14 protein-coding genes, 1 other RNA gene and 1 pseudogene are annotated in these 14,255 nt (G+C 63.9%); 11 read left to right on the top strand and 5 right to left on the bottom strand.

The features are described from left to right. Positions 1–40: 40 nt before the first annotated feature. Entirely contained in the window at positions 41–1,195 is a 1,155-nt protein-coding gene (locus LPW30_RS03420) for a Do family serine endopeptidase (protein WP_239680084.1), read from the bottom strand. Between the two features lie 64 nt (positions 1,196–1,259). Here LPW30_RS03420 and LPW30_RS03415 point away from each other — a divergent pair, with 64 nt between their 5' ends. The 6 genes from LPW30_RS03415 (at position 1,260) to LPW30_RS03390 (ending at position 6,137) form a co-directional block, all read left to right on the top strand. Then, positions 1,260–2,009, top strand: a complete 750-nt coding sequence (locus LPW30_RS03415; RefSeq protein WP_239680083.1) for a Nif3-like dinuclear metal center hexameric protein — start codon at positions 1,260–1,262, stop codon at positions 2,007–2,009. Between the two features lie 195 nt (positions 2,010–2,204). Next, entirely contained in the window at positions 2,205–2,807 is a 603-nt protein-coding gene (petA, locus tag LPW30_RS03410) for a ubiquinol-cytochrome c reductase iron-sulfur subunit (RefSeq protein WP_238623705.1), read from the top strand. Beyond that, the gene (locus LPW30_RS03405; RefSeq protein WP_238623704.1) at positions 2,804–4,186 is read left to right on the top strand and encodes a cytochrome b; all 1,383 of its coding nucleotides are present in this window, start codon (positions 2,804–2,806) and stop codon (positions 4,184–4,186) included. Before petA ends, LPW30_RS03405 begins: the two co-directional genes overlap by 4 nt. Next, complete coding sequence (locus LPW30_RS03400; protein ID WP_238623703.1) at positions 4,186–4,923, top strand: cytochrome c1; 738 nt, start codon at positions 4,186–4,188, stop codon at positions 4,921–4,923. The genes LPW30_RS03405 and LPW30_RS03400 overlap by 1 nt, the downstream gene beginning before the upstream one ends. Before the next feature lie 81 nt (positions 4,924–5,004). Beyond that, complete coding sequence (locus LPW30_RS03395) at positions 5,005–5,631, top strand: glutathione S-transferase N-terminal domain-containing protein (RefSeq protein ID WP_239680082.1); 627 nt, start codon at positions 5,005–5,007, stop codon at positions 5,629–5,631. 95 nt (positions 5,632–5,726) lie between these two features. Then, positions 5,727–6,137, top strand: coding sequence for a ClpXP protease specificity-enhancing factor (locus LPW30_RS03390; RefSeq protein WP_239680081.1), 411 nt, complete (start codon positions 5,727–5,729; stop codon positions 6,135–6,137). A gap of 301 nt (positions 6,138–6,438) precedes the next feature. On the opposite strand, the gene LPW30_RS03385 is transcribed toward LPW30_RS03390, so the two are convergent. Genes LPW30_RS03385 through LPW30_RS03370 form a run of 4 tightly spaced genes read right to left on the bottom strand, consistent with a single transcriptional unit; the run spans position 6,439 to position 10,777 of the window. Then, positions 6,439–7,851 (bottom strand): FAD-binding oxidoreductase, encoded by a 1,413-nt coding sequence (locus LPW30_RS03385; RefSeq protein WP_239680080.1) that lies wholly within the window; start codon positions 7,849–7,851, stop codon positions 6,439–6,441. After that, positions 7,848–8,441 (bottom strand): phosphoheptose isomerase, encoded by a 594-nt coding sequence (locus tag LPW30_RS03380; protein WP_025280597.1) that lies wholly within the window; start codon positions 8,439–8,441, stop codon positions 7,848–7,850. The genes LPW30_RS03385 and LPW30_RS03380 overlap by 4 nt, the downstream gene beginning before the upstream one ends. Before the next feature lie 18 nt (positions 8,442–8,459). Further along, positions 8,460–8,813 carry a YraN family protein gene (locus tag LPW30_RS03375; protein ID WP_239680079.1) on the bottom strand — a complete coding sequence of 118 codons (354 nt, stop codon included), beginning with the start codon at positions 8,811–8,813 and terminating at the stop codon, positions 8,460–8,462. Next, positions 8,807–10,777, bottom strand: a complete 1,971-nt coding sequence (locus LPW30_RS03370) for a penicillin-binding protein activator (RefSeq protein ID WP_239680078.1) — start codon at positions 10,775–10,777, stop codon at positions 8,807–8,809. Before LPW30_RS03370 ends, LPW30_RS03375 begins: the two co-directional genes overlap by 7 nt. Positions 10,778–10,865: 88 nt before the next feature. Here LPW30_RS03370 and rsmI point away from each other — a divergent pair, with 88 nt between their 5' ends. The 5 genes and pseudogenes from rsmI to ftsL all read left to right on the top strand — a co-directional run bounded on the left by rsmI (position 10,866) and on the right by ftsL (position 14,255). Beyond that, positions 10,866–11,744, top strand: coding sequence for a 16S rRNA (cytidine(1402)-2'-O)-methyltransferase (rsmI, locus tag LPW30_RS03365; RefSeq protein ID WP_476588331.1), 879 nt, complete (start codon positions 10,866–10,868; stop codon positions 11,742–11,744). Positions 11,745–11,835: 91 nt separating this feature from the next. Then, positions 11,836–12,198: RNase P RNA component class A (gene rnpB / locus LPW30_RS03360), an RNA gene on the top strand. Positions 12,199–12,593: 395 nt separating this feature from the next. After that, positions 12,594–13,046: a division/cell wall cluster transcriptional repressor MraZ gene (mraZ, locus tag LPW30_RS03355; RefSeq protein WP_025280602.1), complete on the top strand. Its 453-nt coding sequence runs from the start codon at positions 12,594–12,596 to the stop codon at positions 13,044–13,046. Further along, a pseudogene (gene rsmH / locus LPW30_RS03350) lies at positions 13,046–13,989 on the top strand (16S rRNA (cytosine(1402)-N(4))-methyltransferase RsmH). The gene mraZ and the pseudogene rsmH overlap by 1 nt, the downstream one beginning before the upstream one ends. Further along, positions 13,986–14,255, top strand: coding sequence for a cell division protein FtsL (ftsL, locus tag LPW30_RS03345; protein WP_239680075.1), 270 nt, complete (start codon positions 13,986–13,988; stop codon positions 14,253–14,255). Before rsmH ends, ftsL begins: the two are co-directional and overlap by 4 nt.

Genomic DNA, 14,255 nt, shown 5'->3' with positions numbered 1-14,255 from the left:
GACCCTCGGCCGCGAAAGCGCGAAAGCGGTGGTCGCTGAATCAGCGCCTCGCCGTCGGTCTTTTCCCCACCTCGGCCCGGATCTCGAAGGGCTCCCCATCCCGCAGCCCCTGAATGCGCAGGGTCTTGCCCGGTTTTTTGCGGGCGATGAAATTCAGGGCGTCCTGGGCGTCGTTGATGCGGTCGCCATCGATATGGGTGAAGATGTCCCCGGGGCGGATACCGGCCCGGGCCGCCGGTCCGGTGCCCAGCACGCCGGCGATGAGGATGCCCCGGCTGTCCGCGAGACCGAAGGACTGGGCCAGTTGCGGCGTGATCTCCTGTACCTCGATGCCCAGCCAGCCGCGCACCACGGCTCCCTGCTCGATGATCTGGGTCATCACGTCCCGAGCCAGATCCACGGGGATCGCGAAACCGATGCCCTGCGAACCCCCCGAGCGGGTGAAGATGGCGGTGTTCACGCCCACCAGTTCGCCATGGGCGTTGACCAGGGCGCCGCCTGAGTTGCCAGGATTGATGGCGGCGTCGGTCTGAATGAAATCCTCGTAGGTGTTGATGCCCAGTCGACTGCGGCCGGTGGCGCTGACGATCCCCTGGGTCACGGTCTGTCCCACGCCAAATGGGTTGCCGATGGCCAGGACCACATCCCCCACACGCAGGTGCCGCGAGTCTCCCACCACGATGCTGGGCAGGGGGCCTTCACCGGATTCGATGCGCAGCACGGCCAGGTCCGTCTCCGGATCCGTGCCCACCACCTGGGCCGGCAGGTTACGCCCATCGGCGAGCATGGTCTCGATCTCGTCGGCGCCCTCAATGACGTGGTTGTTGGTGAGGATGTACCCTTGCGGGCTGATGATCACACCGGAGCCCAGGCTGGTCTGGGTGCGACGTTGCGGAGTGTCGAAGCGATCACCGAAGAACTGACGAAACACCGGGTCGTCCATGAAGGGATGGCCCCGTTGCACCACCGTCTTGCGTGTGTGGATGTTCACCACTGCAGGGGTGGCCCGGTCGACCGCGTCGGCATAGGAGACCGGGCCCTCTCCCAGGGCGAGCGGCGCAGGCCGGTCGCTCTGCAACACCTCCACTCGCGGCTGCGGTTCCCGCAGCAGGTCGGGGAAGAACAGCAGCATGAGCACGGCCACAGCCACGCCGACGCCAACCACCTGCAGAAGGAAGGGACTGATTCGGATCATGCCGCTACAATAACACAATGCTTATATACGCAGTTTGAAGCGCTGCCCATTACGGAGGTCCCCCATGGTTGCCATCCAGGATCTGGTGAGTCACGTCGATGACCTGCTCAACGTGAGTGCCTTCACCGACTACAGCCCCAATGGGTTGCAGGTGCAGGGGCGACCCCATGTGGGTCGGCTGGTCACCGGCGTCACTGCCAGTCGCGCCCTGATCGAAGTGGCGATCCAGCATGGGGCCGATGCCCTGCTGGTGCATCATGGGTATTTCTGGAAAGGTGAGGATGCCCGCGTCACCGGCATGAAGCGCGAACGCTTGCGCCTGCTGCTGGCCCACGACATCAACCTGCTGGCCTATCATCTGCCTCTGGATGCTCATCCGGAACTGGGCAACAACGCCCAACTGGCGCGGTTGCTGGAGTTTCAGGTGGAGGGCCTCATGCGCCCCGACGGCGTGGGCAACTTTGGTCGTCCGCTGCAGGTCCTATCAGGACAGGAATTGAAGGATCGCATCGCCCGGCGACTGCAACGTGAGCCCTTGTGGATTGCATCCGGCCCGGAGTCCATCCAGCGTGTGGGTTGGTGCACCGGCGGTGCCCAGGGAATGATCGAGCAGGCCGTGGCCCTGGGGCTGGATGCCTTCATCACCGGCGAGGTCTCCGAGCAGACCGTGCATGTGGCCCGCGAGGAGGGCATTCACTTTTTTGCGGCGGGGCATCATGCCACCGAACGCTATGGACCGAAGGCTTTGGGTGAATACCTGGCGCAAACATTAGCACTTTCGCATGAATTTATAGATATTGATAACCCTATTTAAATCAATGCATTACGGATTTGGCTCGAGTTTTCTCTTGACCTGTGGGGCTTCTTCGGGAATGCTACCGCGTTTTGAGTGCCCCGGTGGGCCGAGGGGTTTTAGTGTCAGGCGGCGCGTCTTTCCTTGCGCTCGGTCGGCGCCGGGCGCCCAGCGGCCAGCGGCTTTTTGTTGGAACTCAACGGGAGATCTTAATTAATGTCTTATGAAGACGTGAACCAGAATCGACGGCGATTCCTGGTGGCGGCGACCAGCGTGGTCGGCGGGGCCGGGGTTGCAGCGGTAGGCTATGCGCATCTGGCGTCGTGGTCCCCCAGTGCGCGTGCTCAGGCGGCGGGTGCTCCGGTGGAATTCGATGTGAGCGGGGTCGAGCCCGGTCAGTTGGTCCGTGTCGAATGGCGCGGCCAGCCTGTGTGGATCACTCACCGCACGCCGGAAATGCTTGATCTGCTTGCGGAAAACCGGCCACGCCTGGTGGATCCGGACTCCCAGGTGGAGTCGCAACAGCCCGCCTACGCCCAAAACGAAACCCGCTCCAGAAAGCCGGAATACTCCGTGCTGGTCGGGATCTGCACCCACCTGGGCTGCTCGCCCAGTTACCGCCCCGAACTGGCTCCGTCCGACCTGGGGGAAAACTGGAAGGGCGGTTACTTCTGCGCCTGCCACGGCTCGCGCTTCGATCTGGCCGGGCGCGTATGGCGCAATATGCCAGCGCCCACGAACCTGGTGGTGCCCGTGCACAAGTATGAGTCGGAAACACTGCTCGTCATCGGTGAGGACGAGGAAGGAGTCGCATTATGAGAGCTCTTCTAGAATGGGTCGATGCCAGGTATCCCCTCACCAAGACCTGGAATGAGCACCTGGCGCAGTACTACGCGCCGAAGAATTTCAACTTCTGGTATTACTTTGGTTCCCTGGCCATGCTGGTGCTGGCCATCCAGATCGTGTCGGGCATTTTCCTGACCATGTTCTACAAGCCGGATGCCGAACTGGCATTCGCCTCTGTCGAATACATCATGCGTGACGTGGAATGGGGCTGGCTCATCCGCTACATGCACACCACGGGGGCGTCGGCCTTCTTCATCGTGGTCTATCTGCACATGTTCCGTGCCCTGCTCTACGGTTCCTACAAGAAGCCGCGTGAACTGGTGTGGGTGATCGGTGTGGCCATCTACCTGGTGCTCATGGCCGAGGCATTTGCCGGCTACATGCTGCCCTGGGGTCAGATGTCCTACTGGGGTGCACAGGTGATCGTGAACCTGTTCGCGACCATCCCGTTCATCGGCCCTGAACTGGTGACCTGGATCCGTGGCGACTTCCTGATCTCTGATGCCACGCTGACCCGGTTCTTCGCTCTGCACGTGGCCGCACTGCCGTTGGTGCTGATCATGCTGGTGTTTGCCCACATCGTGGCGCTGCACGCCGTGGGTTCCAATAACCCCGATGGCGTGGACATCAAGAAGTTCACCGACGATCAGGGCAGACCGCTGGACGGCATTCCCTTCCATCCCTACTACACCGTCAAGGACATGATCGGCTTTGGTGTGTTCCTGATCCTGTTCTTCGGGGTGGTGTTCTTTGCACCGGAAGCCGGCGGGTACTTCATCGAGAAGGCCAACTTCGAGCCGGCCGACCCGATGGTGACCCCGGAGCTGATTCACCCGGTCTGGTATTTCGGTACCTTCTACTCCATCCTGCGCGTGGTGCCGGATCCGTTCCTGGGTGTGTTGCTGATGTTCGGTGCGGTACTGATCCTGTTCTTCCTGCCCTGGCTGGACCGTAACCCGATCAATTCCGTGCGCTATCGCAGTGCCATCCACAAGTTCAACCTGATCGTGTTCGCCATTGCGTTCATCATTCTGGGTTGGCTGGGCATGCAGGCGGTGGAACCGTTCTACTCCGAGTTGAATCTGCGTCTGACCACCATCTACTGCGCGTTCTTCTTCGTGATCTGGTTTCATAGCAAGCCTCGATCCTTCACGTTCAGCTGGGCCTCCTTCGCGGTGATCGTGGCGGGTTACACCTACTGGGATTTCCTGCGGGTCGAGGGCGGCGCCGATCCGACCATGGCCATGACCTGGTGGTTGCTGCCCACGGCGTACCTGACGATCTGCCTGCTGGCACCCCTGTACACGAGCTTCAACGAGGAAAAGCCGGTTCCGGCGAGGGTGACTTCGTGATGAAAAAATTTGCAACGTTAGCATTTGTGATCGCCTGCCTCGCACCCGCGGGGCCGGCCCTGGCCGCCGGCCCGTCCGGCGGTCTGGACCGGGCCAATATCGATCTGACCGATACCGCGTCGGTGCAGCGGGGTGCCGAGTACTTCTTCCAGTACTGCATCGGCTGTCATTCCCTGGAGCATGCGCGTTACAACCGCATCGGCCAGGACCTGGGCCTCACCAACGAGCAGGTGGAGGAGATGTTCATCCACACCCGGGACGCCTCGGGTGATCCCACCGGCGTGGGCGAGTTGATCAAGATCGCCATGCGTCCGGATGATGCCGAGGAATGGTTCGCGCAGCCTGCGCCGGATCTGACTCTCACCGCTCGCGCCAACAGCCCGGACTGGATCTACACCGTGCTGCGCAACTTCTACCTGGATGATTCCCGCCCTCTGGGCGTGAACAACGCCACCTTCGAGGCCATGGGCATGCCCCATGTCCTGTGGGAGCTTCAGGGCTGGCAGAAGAACGTGGGCGAGGACGGCGAGATCAAGCTGGAACTGGTGGAAGAGGGCAAGATGTCCGCTGAGGAATATGACGAAGTGGTCCGCGACATCACCGCCTTCATGACCTACGTGGCCGAGCCGATCCGTCTGGAGCGCGAAGCCATGGGCATGTACGTGATCGGATTCCTGATCCTGTTCACCATCCTGGCCTACCTGCTGAAGAAGGAATACTGGCGCGACGTTCATTGATCGTCATCGTTAGCCCGGGGCAGGGACGCCCCCCGTGTTTGGCGGTCGCGCATGGCGCGGCCTGCCTTATGGAGAGCCTCCATGGCGTTAGTCGCCAACCGTAGATCCGTCATGACGCTCTTTTCAGCACCCGCCTGTCCGCGTTGCCACGCGGTGAGGGTTGTGCTGGCTGAAAAGGACATCACCGTCGATATCACCCATATCGACCCTGAATCCAGACCCGAAGACCTGTCCCATCTCAATCCCTACAATTCCGTACCCACCCTTGTGGATCGGGACCTGGTTTTGTACGGTACGCAGGTCATACAGGAATATCTGGACGAGCGATTTCCTCATCCGCCGCTGATGCCGGTGGACCCGGTTTCCCGTGCCACGGCCCGATTGGCCCTGTATCGCATCGAACAGGACTGGTATCGGGGTGTGGAGAATATGGAGGCAGCCACAGACAAGGCTGCAGCCAATCGCGCGCGCAAGATCCTGCTGGAGAGCCTCGTGTCCTCAAGCGAGATCTTCGCCATCAAGCCCTATTTTCTCAGTGATGAATTCAGCCTGGTGGATGCTGCGGTGGCGCCGGTGCTATGGCGCTTGCCCACCCTGGGAATCCCCATGGACAAGCTGCCAAAGCCCGTGCGGGACTATGGTCGCCGCGTGTTTGCGCGCGAGGCTTTCCAGCACAGCCTCACCGAGGCAGAAAAGGAAATGCACTGATCACGGGGCCTCGGGCGGTTGTGCTTCCGTTACCGGGCACCGCGCAGGCGCCCCGCGACCCACGTCAGCAAGAGCAGCCCAGTTTGAGCCCTACCATGACTTCCAGTCGTCCCTACCTGATTCGAGCCATTTACGAGTGGATCGCCGACAATGACATGACGCCCCACCTGCTGGTGGACGCGGCGCCGGAAGTGGTGGTGCCGCGCGAGTATGTGGAGGCGGGTCGTATCGTGCTGAACGTGGCCCCCATGGCGGTCAGCGCTCTGAGCATTGGCAATGAAGAGGTGACGTTCAGCGCCCGCTTTGGTGGGCGTCCCATGAACGTGATCATCCCCGTGGATCGGGTGCTGGCCATCTACACGCGCGAGAACGGCCAGGGCATGATGTTCGCCGAGCCCGGCGATGGCGATGAGCCTCCGCCGGAGGGTGGCGGGGACGATAACGGCTCCGGCCCCGGGGATTCCGGCGCCCAGAAGAAGGGCCCGAGCCTTCGGGTGGTCAAGTAAACCCTCACCCCTCGGTGTGAGTCTGGGTGTGGGAGCGGCCCTCGGCCGCGAAGGGTCAGAGCCCGCGCACCACCCCCGTCGGTTGGCAGCGGAGTGAACCTCTGCGGGGCGGTATGCCTGTCCGCGGGACGCCGTGAATACTTCCCTGTAGGCTTGGCCGCCGCATCCATGCGGCGAACACCCGCTCCCAGGCATACCGCCCCGCAGAGGTTCGGAGGCTGTTGTGGCTTCGTTTGGAAAAGACCCTTCGCGGCCGAGGGCCGCTCCCACGTGCGTACGCGGCGAAACGTCCGGTGGCGGGCTACCGTGGGGCGGGCGGCACGCCCTTGCCAGGATTGAGGATGCCCGCCGGATCGAAGGTGGCCTTGATGCCCTCCATCAGGCCGAGCACTTCTGCTCCCAGCTCCCAACCCACAAAATCCCGCTTGGCCAGCCCCACGCCGTGTTCGCCGGAGATGCTGCCGCGCAGCTCCAGTACCAGGGTGAACACCTGGTCCAGGCAGGTCGCGGCGGCCTTCATCTGACGGGCGTCGTCCGGGTCGATCAGCAGATTGACGTGGATGTTGCCGTTTCCGGCATGTCCGAAGCAGACGATGGTGATGTCATGTCGGCGGCCCAGTGACTCCAGACCCCGGATCAGCTCGGGGATGCGGGAGACCGGCACCACCACGTCCTCATTGATCTTCTTGGGTGCCACGCGCCGCAGGGCAGGGGAGAGTGCCTTGCGAGTGGCCCACAGGGCCTTGACCTCGTTTTCGGATTTGGCCAGCGCCACGCTCAGGTTGCCGTTCCCGCGGGCCGCATCGGCCACCCTTTGGGCTGCGTCATCCAGCCCTGCCAGGGGGCCGTCCACTTCAATCATCAGCAGCGCCCCCGCGGCTTCGGGAAGGTTTGCCTGGGAATAGTCGCGGATCATTTCGATGGCTCGGCCATCCATGAATTCCAGGGCGCAGGGCACCACCGGCTGGGCCATGATGCGGGAGACGGCCTGGGCGGCAGCATCCATGGAGTCGTACACTGCCTGCAGGGTGCGCTTTGCCTCTGCCAGGGGGGTGAGGCGCAAGGTGGCCTGGGTAATGATGCCCAGTGTTCCCTCCGAGCCGATCAACAGGCGGGTGAGGTCATAGCCCACCACGCCCTTGGTGGTGTAGACGCCCGTGCGAAGCAGGCGCCCGGCCCCGGTGACGGCCGTGAGGCCCAGGGTGTTTTCCCGGGGGGTGCCATATTTCACCGCCCGCGGTCCGGCCGAGTTATAGGCCAGATTGCCGCCCACGGTGCAGTAGGCCGCGCTGGTGGGGTCCGGGGGCCAGAAAAAACCGTGTTGGGCGGCGGCATCCTGCACCGCCTGATTGGTCACCCCTGGCTCCACCACCATCATCCGGTTGTCCGGGTCCACTTCCAGAATGCGGTTCATGCGCTCCATGGAGAGCACCACGCCTCCCTGATCGGGCACGGTGGCACCCGTGGTGCCCGACCCAAGCCCTCGGGTCACCAGCGGGATCCAGTGGCTTCGGCAGGCATCCACCAGGGCCTGGATCTGGTCCGCGTCTGTGGCGAAAGCCACCGCCTGCGGTGGCGCATGCAGACGCGAGTTGTCGCCGCCGTAGGGCCAGCGATCGGCCGCTTCCGTCAGTAGATTGCCTGCCCCCACCGCGTCCTTGAGGGCCTTGATGGCCGCCTTGGACAGAGGCCTTTCCGGATCGGGAGTGGTCATGGGCGGATACCCAGCAGCTGCCGATCAATCAGATCGCACAGGGAGTGGATGACCACCAGGTGCACCTCCTGGATACGTGCCGTGCGCTCGGAGGGTACACGGATCTCCACGTCGCGCTCCGTCAGTAATTCCGCCAGCGGGCCTCCATCCCGTCCGGTCAGGGCGATCACCTGCAGATCACGTTCACGCGCTGCATGGATGGCTTCAAGGATGTTGGGTGACCGGCCGGAGGTGGAAATGGCCACGAGCACATCACCCCCCTGGCCCAGCACGCGAACCTGCCGAGCGAAGATCTGCTCGAAGGCATCGTCATTGGCGATGGAGGTGAGGGTGGAGGTATCGGTGGTCAGGGCGATGGCGGGGAGGCCCGGTCGGTCATGTTCGAACCGGTTGACCATCTCCGAGGCAAAATGCTGGGCATCCGCTGCCGACCCACCATTGCCGCAGATCAGAACCTTGTGTCCGCCCAGAAGGGCCCCGAGCAGGTTGTTGGCGGCCAGTTCGATGGCGGGGGGCAGGGCGTCGGCTGCTGCCTGATGGGTTTCCAGGGTTTCGGCGAAGGTCTGGCGGATGATGTCTTGCAGATTCATTGAACGGGCTCGGTTGGATCAGGCTTGCGCCTCAAAGGCATTGGGTATCCACTGGATGCGGTCGTCGGCCTCGATGGCGATCACGTCGAGACGGGCCGGGCGCTGACAGCCGTGGATTTGCAGATAATACGCTGCGGCGCCCAGGATGCGCCGCTGCTTGCGGTGGTTGATGCTGGCGGCCGCGCCCCCGTAGCGCCCCGATCGGCGCTGACGCACTTCAACGAACACCAGGCTGCCGCGGTCCTCCATGATCAGATCGATCTCGCCCACCTTGCAGCGGAACTGGGCGCGAACGAACCGCAAGCCCCGGGATTCCAGATAGGTCCGCGCACGGGCCTCGGCCACGTCCCCCTGCGCCCGTCGGTTCACCATGCCGCGTCACCCAGTGGGTTGATCAGCCCATCGCCAATACCGATGACCCGCGGCTCCCCCTCGATGAAGCGTGCCCAGTTGAGTTCGCGGATGATGCGTCGTTGCTCGTCCAGGTGCAGTCGCCCGGTCAGGCCCTGGTGATACTCGCCCCGCTGGCGGGCCAGTCGTTCCACCATCGAACTCACCTGCAGGGCGTCGAAGCCCAGGGCCACCAGCCGTGGCAACTGCTGTGAGGTGCTCGAGAGCTGGTCGTTCAGGGTCTCGCGCAGTTCCGGGCGAGGGTTGACCTGATCCAGAAGCCAGGGGATGTCGGCAAAGACGATGCCGTTCAGGTCGGCATCGGCGCGGGCATCGGGTCGCCCGGAATAGATATGCGAGGTGGCGATCACCGGCAGGTCGCCGGCCTGGTAGTAGCGCAGTTGCGGGCGGATCAGGCGGGCCTGGCGAGGGCCGCCCGACAGGAAGATGACGTCTACATCGCCACGATACCGGGGCTCATCAGCGTCACGATCTGCCCGACCGTCGTCCGATGGACGGCGTCGATGGGTGGGGCGGGTATCGCGGATCTGCAGTCCCTGGATGATCGTGTCGCTGTAATCGGTGGCCTCGGGGGCATAGAACTGGACATCGCGCACCAGGCCACCCAGGGTCTCGTAACGGTCCTCAAAGGCGCGATGCAGACGCTCACCCAGTTCGGTGCGGGGCACCATCACCACTGCATCATGATGCCCGTCGAGTACCGCACGTTCTGCCGCCTGGACGGCCTCATCCTCCGGGTTCAGCCCGAATTGATAGAGATTGTCCGGGTAACTGTCCCGGGTTTCGGCCCGGTTCAGCGCCAGCACGGGCACCGGCAAGGAGGATTCTCGCGCGAAGCGGTTCACGGCCGAGCGCTCAAGAGGGCCGATCACCAGGCTGGCCCCGGCTTCCACGGCCTTTTCGTACTGGGTCCAGCTGGCGTCCGCCTGCTCGCCCGTGTCGTACACCCTAAGCGTTGTGCGTTCTTCCCTGGGGGTGTCGTAGTAGGCGGCGACGATGCCCTCGAGGATGGCGTTGGCGGAGGACCCGAAACGCCCGGTGAGCGGCAGCAGTACCGCCACGTGATCCGGGTGCCGTGTATAGGCAGCCCATTGCTCCCGCAGGCGCTCCAGGAAGACCGGGTCGGCCGGGTGATCCCGGTGGCGCTCACGCCAGTCATCCAGGGCATCCTCCAGAACGCGCGGACTGGGGGGGGTGGTCCGGGCCACATGACCCAGGTCCAGCCAGCCCCGGGTGGCCGCCCGGTCGGCCTGATCCCGCAGGGCTTCGAGGGCGCCCGGGTCCAGTTCCTGGGTCAGCGCCCAGAGTCGTTCGAATGCTTGCTGGCGTCGGTCGTCATCGGGCTGGCGTGCGCCCAGGGCGTCCCAGGCGTCCACTGCCCTGATCCAGTCCTCTCGATGGCCATGGGCGCGGGCCTCCACCTCCAGGGCCTGGCGGGCGAGGCGGTCGGGCAGGGCCCTGGGGTCTTCCGGCAGCCTCTCGAGGGCAGTGCCGGGGTCCCCCTCCAGTAATGCCAGTCGCGCCGCCAGGATGTCCAGGCGCGCTGGCTCGTCGCCCTCCAGACGACGTCGGTCGATCTCCTCCAGTAACCGCCCGGCCCGGTTCCGCTGGGCCTGGGGGGCGTCCTCCCGGGTGAGAATCTCCAGGGCCTCCAATTGAACGCGCGCACGGGGTGTGGCTCTCAGGCCCTGAGCGATCTCCAGGTAAAGATCTGCCGCTTGCTGATACTCCTGGGCCTCCTCGAGGGCCTGAGCCTGAGCCAGGCGCTCTTCGGCGTCGTCCATGGGGCGAGGGATGCCAGCGCAAGCGGAAAGCAGCAGCGTGATGACCAGCAGGAATGCCACGATCCCCACCCCGCGCCAGGGGGGACTTGCCCGGTGGGCGTTTCCATGGAGGGCCTGGCGGGCGTGGGGTTGTCTGTCCATCGGTGATCCACAGGGTCGCATTGGGCGGGTGGCCGAGCCTTCCCGGAGCGCTTCTGCCGGGTTAGACTGGCATATTGTTTTCATGGGAATGTCAGTATCTTGGCCGAGGTGCGGTGTGTCAATTGAAGGTGGGGTGCTCCATGTGGTGGCCACGCCCATCGGAAATCTGGGTGATCTGTCCCCGCGCGCCGTACAGGTGCTCGCTGGTGTTGACCTGATCGCAGCCGAAGATACCCGTCACACGGCCGGGCTGCTCACCCATTACGGGGTCCAGACTCCTCGAGTGAGCCTGCACGAGCATAATGAGGACCGGCAGGTGCCGGCCCTGGTCCAGCGGCTCACACAGGGTGAATCCCTGGCCCTGGTCAGTGATGCCGGCACCCCGCTGATCAGCGACCCGGGCTTTCGGCTGGTGGCGGCTGCCCGTGCCGCCGGCATCCGGGTGGTGCCCATCCCCGGCCCCGCCGCCCTGATCGCGGCCCTGTCCGCCAGTGGCCTGCCTTCCGATCGTTTCTGGTTCGAGGGCTTTCTCCCTGCCCGAGCCCAGGCGCGCCGCCACCGCCTGGAGGCCCTGATGGCCGTCTCCGGTACGCTGATCTTCTATGAATCCAGTCATCGCATTCAGGCCAGCCTTGAGGATATGGCCCACACGCTGGGGGGGGGGCGTCTGGCGGTGGTGGCCAGGGAGCTGACGAAGACCTTCGAGCAGATCCAGGGAGGGAGCCTGGAAGATCTGTGCGCCTGGGTGTGCAGCGACCCCCATCATACCCGGGGGGAATTCGTGGTGCTGGTCTCCGGGGCCCCCGACGCGCCCAGGGATGCCCTGTCGGCCGAGTGCATTCGGGTGCTGGAGCTGTGTCTGGCGCAGATGCCCGTGAAGCAGGCGGCGAAACTGGCGTCGCAGATCACTGGAGTCCCCAAGAATGACCTGTATCAGCAGGCATTGGCGCTCAAGGGGCAGGGGTGATGCCGGCTGCCCTTGGGACCGCCGGCGGTGAGTGAAAAAAAGGATGGCGGCCGCTCTTGAAACTATCGAAATTTACAGTATTATGTTCCCTGGAGTTGGCCAGACAGTCGCTGCGGACCCCACGCCGCAGAGGAAAGTCCGGGCTCCACAGGGCAGGGCGCCAGGTAACGCCTGGGCGGCGCGAGCCGACGGAAAGTGCCACAGAAAATATACCGCCGATGGTCCTCGGCCTTCGGGCACGGACACAGGTAAGGTTGAAATGGTGCGGTAAGAGCGCACCGCGCGGGTGGCAACACGCCGCGGCAGGGTAAACCCCGTCCGGAGCAAGGCCAAATAGGGGTGCGTTGGTGTGGCCCGCACTGCACCCGGGTAGGCTGCTAGAGGCGCGTGGTGACGCGCGCCCCAGAGGAATGATTGTCCACGACAGAACCCGGCTTACCGGCCGACTCCCCTTGTTTTCCCTCCGGGGGCCTCCCGGCCCCCACTTTTCCCCCGCTACCCCTTGGTGAGAAAAAAGCTCGGTGAGCCAAGCTCATGGAGCCTATTCCGTATTCTTTTTTCAGAAGTATTCCGCAACCAACTGACTATTGGTGAAACCCTTTCTGCAGGCTCTGGTTTCCGTTATCCCACCCGTGAAGGTTTTTGTAAGTATTTGTGACGTAAGTATAAATCTTCATGGCTGCTTCCGGCTTTTCCCTTGACACCCCAGCGAGGCCCTACCTATAGTGTCGAAAAGTGGGGAAACGTGGGGATGGGTGGTATCGGGTCGTGCTTCCGGGCATCGGCCGATGTGTTCCCGTGACTCCATCGCCACCCCTGCCGGTGGCGATACAGAGGGCCCGGGCTGTCGTGTTTAGAGGTATCACCAACCTGAATCTGGATGCCAAGGGGCGCATGGCGATGCCGGCACGGTATCGCGAGCGTCTGATGGAGTCCTGTCAGGGCCGTCTGGTGATCACCATTGATCGCGATGGCTGCCTCCTGGTGTATCCGTTGCCCGTGTGGGAACGGATCGAAGAGGCCCTCGTCTCCCGCCCCAATATGGATCGCAAGACGCGCCGCATGCAGCGTCTGCTCGTGGGTCATGCCACTGAATGCGAGCTGGACGGGCAGGGGCGCATCCTGCTTCCAACGCCCTTGCGCGACTATGCCGGTCTGGACAAGCGGGCCGTGCTGGTGGGGCAAGGCAAGAAATTCGAATTATGGGACGAGGATGCCTGGACACGTAGCCGGGATGCCTGGTTGCAGGAAGAAGATGAAGATGGTGATCCCAGCTCGACCCTTGAGTCCCTCGTCCTTTGATGGGGGGGCATCCGTGCCCGACACGCATCGACCGGTGTTGCTGGAAGAGGCCCTGGCGGGGCTTGCGGTGCAGGAAGACGGTATCTATGTGGACGCCACCTTCGGGCGCGGTGGTCACAGTGCGGCCATCCTCGAGCGCCTGGGGCCGGAGGGGCGGCTGATCGCCCTGGATCAGGATCCGCAGGCGCAGGCGGTGGCCAGCCGGCGCTTTGGTGACGAGCCGCGTTTTCAGTTCCTTCGCGGTTCATTCGCCGATCTGTCCGCTCTGCTGGAGGGGTGCGCCGTCATGGGCCAAGTGCGGGGGTTGCTCCTGGATCTGGGGGTCTCTTCGCCCCAGCTGGACGATGCAACAAGGGGTTTCAGTTTCATGAATGATGGCCCTCTGGACATGCGCATGGACCCGGACCGGGGTGAATCGGCGGCCCAATGGCTGGCGCATGCCGGTGAGGGGGAAATCGCCAAGGTCCTGCGGGAACTGGGCGAGGAGCGCTTCGCCCGTCGTATCGCCCGGCGCCTGGTGGAGGCCCGTGAGGAAGCGCCTGTGGAGCGCACCGGTCGCCTGGCGGAACTGATCAGTGAGGCCGTGCCGCGGCACGAGCGTCACAAGCACCCGGCAACGCGCAGCTTTCAGGCCATTCGGCTGCACGTGAATCAGGAACTGGAGTCCCTGGATGCATGCCTGGCCCAGATTTCTCGGGTGCTGGCGCCCGGCGGTCGCCTGGCGGTGATCAGTTTTCATTCCCTGGAGGATCGGCGGGTCAAACGTTTCATCCGACGTCAGGTGGAAGGTGAGCCCGTGCCCCGTGACTTGCCGGTGCGTGATCTGCCGCCAGGCCGCACGCTGCGCCACATAGGCAAGGCCCAGCGGGCTGGTGAGGCCGAGCTTGCGGTCAATCCTCGCGCTCGCAGTGCCGTGCTGCGCGTTGCCGAGCGCCTGTCATGAATTGGCAACTGGCCGGTGTCGGTGTGCTGTTCGTGGCGGTGATGGCCAGTGCCCTGGCCGTGATCCACAGCAAGCACCAGAGCCGCCTGCTGTTCATGGAGTTGCAAAGGGAGGTGAACCTGAGGGACGAGTTGAATATCGAGTGGGGGAAGTTGCAGTTGGAGCAGAGTACCTGGGCCACCCATGGACGGATCGAAGATGCAGCGAGTCAGCGGCTGGACATGCGCCTGCCCGATAGCCGCACCACCGTGATCCTGCTGGAGTGA

This window comes from Ectothiorhodospira variabilis (assembly GCF_022227625.1).
GTDB classification, from domain to species: domain Bacteria; phylum Pseudomonadota; class Gammaproteobacteria; order Ectothiorhodospirales; family Ectothiorhodospiraceae; genus Ectothiorhodospira; species Ectothiorhodospira haloalkaliphila.
The sequence above is the reverse complement of the archived record's forward strand: the minus strand, read 5'-3'. Positions and strand labels throughout refer to the sequence as shown.

What these genes read in the sequence shown, in the direction of transcription:
- LPW30_RS03420 (WP_239680084.1), bottom strand. Translation starts at nt 1,195, where the DNA reads ATGATCCGAATCAGTCCCTTCCTTCTGCAGGTGGTTGGCGTCGGCGTG.
- LPW30_RS03415 (WP_239680083.1), top strand. Translation starts at nt 1,260, where the DNA reads ATGGTTGCCATCCAGGATCTGGTGAGTCACGTCGATGACCTGCTCAAC.
- petA (WP_238623705.1), top strand. Translation starts at nt 2,205, where the DNA reads ATGTCTTATGAAGACGTGAACCAGAATCGACGGCGATTCCTGGTGGCG.
- LPW30_RS03405 (WP_238623704.1), top strand. Translation starts at nt 2,804, where the DNA reads ATGAGAGCTCTTCTAGAATGGGTCGATGCCAGGTATCCCCTCACCAAG.
- LPW30_RS03400 (WP_238623703.1), top strand. Translation starts at nt 4,186, where the DNA reads ATGAAAAAATTTGCAACGTTAGCATTTGTGATCGCCTGCCTCGCACCC.
- LPW30_RS03395 (WP_239680082.1), top strand. Translation starts at nt 5,005, where the DNA reads ATGGCGTTAGTCGCCAACCGTAGATCCGTCATGACGCTCTTTTCAGCA.
- LPW30_RS03390 (WP_239680081.1), top strand. Translation starts at nt 5,727, where the DNA reads ATGACTTCCAGTCGTCCCTACCTGATTCGAGCCATTTACGAGTGGATC.
- LPW30_RS03385 (WP_239680080.1), bottom strand. Translation starts at nt 7,851, where the DNA reads ATGACCACTCCCGATCCGGAAAGGCCTCTGTCCAAGGCGGCCATCAAG.
- LPW30_RS03380 (WP_025280597.1), bottom strand. Translation starts at nt 8,441, where the DNA reads ATGAATCTGCAAGACATCATCCGCCAGACCTTCGCCGAAACCCTGGAA.
- LPW30_RS03375 (WP_239680079.1), bottom strand. Translation starts at nt 8,813, where the DNA reads ATGGTGAACCGACGGGCGCAGGGGGACGTGGCCGAGGCCCGTGCGCGG.
- LPW30_RS03370 (WP_239680078.1), bottom strand. Translation starts at nt 10,777, where the DNA reads ATGGACAGACAACCCCACGCCCGCCAGGCCCTCCATGGAAACGCCCAC.
- rsmI (WP_476588331.1), top strand. Translation starts at nt 10,866, where the DNA reads ATGTCAGTATCTTGGCCGAGGTGCGGTGTGTCAATTGAAGGTGGGGTG.
- ftsL (WP_239680075.1), top strand. Translation starts at nt 13,986, where the DNA reads ATGAATTGGCAACTGGCCGGTGTCGGTGTGCTGTTCGTGGCGGTGATG.